The organism is Roseomonas sp. TS2, assembly GCF_058833935.1.
Genome location: NZ_JCACVY010000269.1, coordinates 1 through 4238 on the forward strand (window position 1 = coordinate 1; position 4238 = coordinate 4238).

Annotated in this window: 6 protein-coding genes; all 6 read right to left on the bottom strand. The window is 76.1% G+C overall.

Annotated features, from left to right (window positions below):
- The coding region (locus tag ACZJYS_RS23010; protein ID WP_493180457.1) for an efflux RND transporter permease subunit at positions 1-290 on the bottom strand (290 nt) is incomplete at its 3' end.
- Positions 287-1603: an efflux RND transporter periplasmic adaptor subunit gene (locus ACZJYS_RS23015; protein ID WP_493180458.1), complete on the bottom strand. Its 1317-nt coding sequence runs from the start codon at positions 1601-1603 to the stop codon at positions 287-289. The genes ACZJYS_RS23015 and ACZJYS_RS23010, both read right to left, overlap by 4 nt.
- A 16-nt stretch (positions 1604-1619) precedes the next feature.
- Positions 1620-3035 carry an efflux transporter outer membrane subunit gene (locus ACZJYS_RS23020; RefSeq protein WP_493180459.1) on the bottom strand — a complete coding sequence of 472 codons (1416 nt, stop codon included), beginning with the start codon at positions 3033-3035 and terminating at the stop codon, positions 1620-1622.
- A gap of 2 nt (positions 3036-3037) precedes the next feature.
- Entirely contained in the window at positions 3038-3493 is a 456-nt protein-coding gene (locus ACZJYS_RS23025; RefSeq protein ID WP_493180460.1) for a periplasmic heavy metal sensor, read from the bottom strand.
- Positions 3490-3930 (bottom strand): hypothetical protein, encoded by a 441-nt coding sequence (locus ACZJYS_RS23030; protein WP_493180461.1) that lies wholly within the window; start codon positions 3928-3930, stop codon positions 3490-3492. The genes ACZJYS_RS23025 and ACZJYS_RS23030 overlap by 4 nt, the downstream gene beginning before the upstream one ends.
- 5 nt (positions 3931-3935) lie before the next feature.
- Positions 3936-4238: sigma factor-like helix-turn-helix DNA-binding protein (locus ACZJYS_RS23035; RefSeq protein ID WP_493180462.1), on the bottom strand; the 303-nt coding region annotated here is incomplete at its 5' end.

The following is a 4238-nucleotide window of genomic DNA, read 5'->3' on the forward strand; positions in this document are numbered from 1 at the left end:
AGCCGGAATTGCAGCGTGATGCGGCTGACCCCCGGCCCGCTGACCGAGGACATTACCTGCAGGCCCGCGATCTGCGCGAATTGCCGCTCCAGCGGCGCGGTGATCAGCACCGCCGCCGTGTCCGGCGAGGCGCCAGGCAGCTGCGTCGTCACCTCGATGGTGGGGAAGTCCACCTCCGGCAGCGAGGAGACCGGCAGCCGCATGTAGCCGAACAGCCCGGCCAGCAGCACGGCCACCGCCAGCAGCGTGGTGGCGACCGGCCGGGCGATGAAGGGGGCGGCGATGTTCATGGCGTGCCGCCGCCATTGGCCGCCTGGCGGCGCGGGCGGCCCTCGGCCCCGGCGCCGGGCGGCGCGGCACCGGCGGGCGCCTCGGCGCTGGCGGGGACGATGCGGCTGCCATTGTTCAGCCGCAGCCCGCCGGAGGTCACCACCTGCTCGCCGGGCTTCAGCCCCTCGCGCACCACCGCCTCGGCGATGGTGACGGCGCCGAGCGCCAGCGGCCGCTGCTCCACCGTGTTGTCGGACTTCGCGACGAAGGCATAGGGCCCGTTCGGCCCCTGCTGCACCGCCACCAGCGGGATCACGATGGCGCCCGGCACCGTCTCGATCGCCAGCCTCAGGCTGACGAAGGCGCCCGGCCATAGCCGCATGTCGTCATTCGGGAACACGGCCTTCACCCGCACCGTACCGGTGGTGGCCTCGATCTGGTTGTCGATGGTCAGCACCGTGCCGCGCGCCGGCTCGGCCCGCGCCACGGCGGCCGCGGCGGGCGGCGCGCCGGCCCCGCGCGTGGTGGCCTGGCCGGAGACCGGCTCGGGCAGCGTCTCCACCGTCACCGGCCCTGCCGCCATGGCACGCCGCAGCCGCGCCAGCTCGCCCTGCGGCAGGGTGAAGCTGACGGCGATGGGCCGCATCTGCGTGATGGTGACGATGCCGGTGGCATCGCCGCTGCTCACCAGGTTGCCCGCGTCCACGCCGCGCAGGCCGATGCGGCCATCGATCGGCGCGCGGATGGTGGTGTAGTCCAGCTGGGCGCGGGCGGTGTCGATGGCCGCCTGGTCCTGCGCCACCTGCGCCTCGTACATCGCCACCTGGGCGCGCTGCGTGTCCACCTGCTGGCGGGTCACGCCGCTGGCCGAGAGCAGGCCCTGGTAACGCCGCAGGTCGGCCCGGGCGTTCTCGAGCTGCGCCTGGTCGTAGGCCTTCTTCGCCTCGGCCTGGGCCAGGGCGGCGGCGTAGGTGCGGTCGTCGATGCGGGCCAGGACCTCGCCGGCCTTCACCTCCTGCCCCTCCTGGAAGCGCACCTCCATCAGTTGCCCGCTCACCTGGGAGCGGACGGTGATGCTGTTCAGCGCCTGCACCGTGCCCAGCGCGTCGAGCGTCAGCACGAGGTCCTTCTGCGCCGCCGCCGCGAGGGTGACGGGGATCGGGATGCCGCCCGCCCCCGGCCCGCGCCGGCCGCCCGGGGATCCGGGCGCGGTCTGGGCGGCGCTCTGCCCGGCCGGGGCGGCGGCCTCCTGGCGTTGCTTCCAAAGGTAGTAGCCGCCGCCGCCCGCCCCGAGGACGAGCAGCAGAAGAAGGAGAAGGCGGGAGCGGGACATCATGCGTTCCAGGGCTCTATCGCCAGCCGCCGCCCAGCGCGCGGAACAGCGCGACGGCGGCCTGCAACCGGGCGAGCCGCGCCTGCACCAGGCTGACGCGGGTGGAGAACAGGGATTGCTGCGTGTTCAGCAGGGTGATCAGGTTGATGGTGCCGGCGCGCAGCTGCGCCTCGGCGATGCCGAAGGCGCGCTCGGCGCGCGCATTGGCCTCGGCGCGCAGTGCCTCCTGCGCCGTGGTCTCGCGCAGCGCCACCAGCGCGTCCTCCGTGTCCTGCAGCGCGGCGACGATGGCGCGGCGGTACTCGATCAGCAGCTCCTCCGCCTGGGCCTGGCTCAGCGCCACCTGGCCGCGCCGGGCGCCGCCGTCGAAGATGGTCTGCGCCAGCCCGGCGACGAGGGAGAAGAACTGCGCCTCCGGCCGCAGCAGCGTGCCCAGCGCCGCCGACTGGAAGCCGCCCTGGGCGGAGAGGCTGATGCTGGGCAGCAGCGCCGCGCGGGCGGCGGCCACATTGGCGTTGGCGGCGGCCAGGCCGGCCTCGGCGGCCAGCACGTCCGGCCGGCGGGCCAGGAGGTCGGCCGGCTGGCCGGGCGCCGCCTCGGGGATGCGGAGCCGGTCGAAGGCGCCGGCGCCGATGGTGAAGCTCTGCGGCGGCTGGCCGGTCAGCAGGGCCAGGGCGTTGCGGTTCTGCACCGCGCTCTGCCGCAGGCCGGGGATGTTGGCCTCCACCTGGGCCACCACCGTCTCCTGCTGCGCGAGGTCGAGCCCCGTGGCCACGCCGAAGTTCACCTGCTGGCGGATCACGCCCAGGGTGCGGCGCGCCGCGTCCAGGTTGGCCTCCTGCACGCGCAGCTCCTCCTCGGCGGCGAGGAGGTTGAAATAAGTGTTGGCCACCGAGGCCTCGGTGGTCAGAAGCACCGTGCCGGCGTCGAAGCGGGTGGCGCGGGCATTCTGCGCGGCGGCCTCGGCGGAGGCGCTGTTGCGGCCCCAGAAATCGATCTCGTAGCTGGCGGAGAGGGTGGCGTCGTAGCGCGTCGCGTTGCGGTTGCGGGACAGGCCGGAGGCGGTGCTGCGGGACTGGGTGACGCCGCTGTCCACCGCCAGCGTCGGCAGCAGGGCGGCGCCGGCGATGCGCAGCTGCGCATCGGCCTGGCGCACCCGCGCGGCGGCGGCGGCGAGGTCGAAATTGCCCGCCATCGCCGCCTGCATCAGCGTGTCCAGCGCGGGGGCGTTGAAGCCGCGCCACCATTCCGGCTCCGGCCAGCGCACCGGCGCCGCGGCGGCGGGATCGAGGAAGCGGCCGGGCAGGTCGAGGCCGGAGAGCGCCGGCTCCGGCTTCGGGCCGCAGGCGGCCAGCAGGGCCAGCAGCGCCAGCAGCGCCAGGGGGTACCATGCCGTGGCGCGGCAGGCCTTCCGGCTCAGGGACATCGGCATGGTCAGTTCCGCTTCTCCCGGCCGCGCTGCTCATGCGCCGCCATGTCGGCCGCGATCAGCTGCCGCCCCTCGGGCGAGAGGGCGGCCAGGCCGTTCGCCAGGCTGTCGTCATACTGCGCGCTGAACTCCTGCCAGCGCTGGCGCGAGCGGGCCATGGCGGCCCGCAGCGCCGCGGCGTCGAAGGGCTCGCGCGCCAGGGCCTCGCGCACCGCCGGGCGGCTCTCGCGCAGCGCCTGCAGCAGCGGCTCGTAGCGCGGCCGGCCGGCCTCCAGCGCCTGGCGGAACAGGGCGCGGTCCGCCTCCGGCAGGGCGCGCTCGATCTGCGCCTGCATGCGGCTGATGCTGGGGCCGCCGCCACCTGCCGGGCGGGAGAGCAGCACGCCGCCCAGCACGAGGTTCAGCGCCAGGGAGGCGCCGAGCGCCCCCTTCAGCCAGGGCGACCAGTCGGGGGGTCTCATTCAGGCAGTTCCAACATGGCGAGCAGGGGCGGCGCGCCGAGCCAGGGCTGCGCGGCGGGGCCGGGGGCGAGGTTCAGCCAGAGCAGGCAGGCGGCCAGCGTCACCAGCGCGCCGCAGCCGGCGGGCCAGAGCGGGCGCAGCCAGGCCCAGGGGGAGGCCCCGGGCGAGTCCCAGATTGAGGCACCGGCCGGCGCGGGCGGCGGCGCGGTGGCCACGGCTTGGGCCAGCCGCGCGCGCATCCGCGCCAGGGCCTGGGCATCCGGGCCGGGCAGGCTCTCGTCGAGCAGCGCGGCCAGGACCATGGCGCGGCGGTGCAGCGCCCGGGCCTCGGCGGAGTCCGCCAGCAGCCGCCGCGCCGCCGCGCCCTCGGCGGGCGGCCAGCGCGCGGGGTCCGCCCCGTGGGTGTCGAGGAGCCCGGAAAACGTCTCGGGGCGCATGGGCGTCACTCCAGGATGCCGCGCAGCCGGCTGGCGAGCAGGAAGCGCGCGCGGCGCAGCAGCCCCTCCAGGGCGCGGGTGGAGATGGAAAGGGCCGCGGCGGCCTCCGCCCCGCTCAGCCCCTGGTCGTGCGAGAGGGCGAGGGCGGCCCGCTGGCGGGGCGGCAGTTCGCGCAGGGCGGCGCCCAGCAGGGCCTGCCGCTCGCGCGCGGCCAGCGCCGCCTCCGGGTCGGGCGCCGGGTCGAAGCGCGCGGCGTTGCGCCAGGCGCGCAGCAATGCCTCCTGCGCCACCTCCTCCGCCTCCGCCGC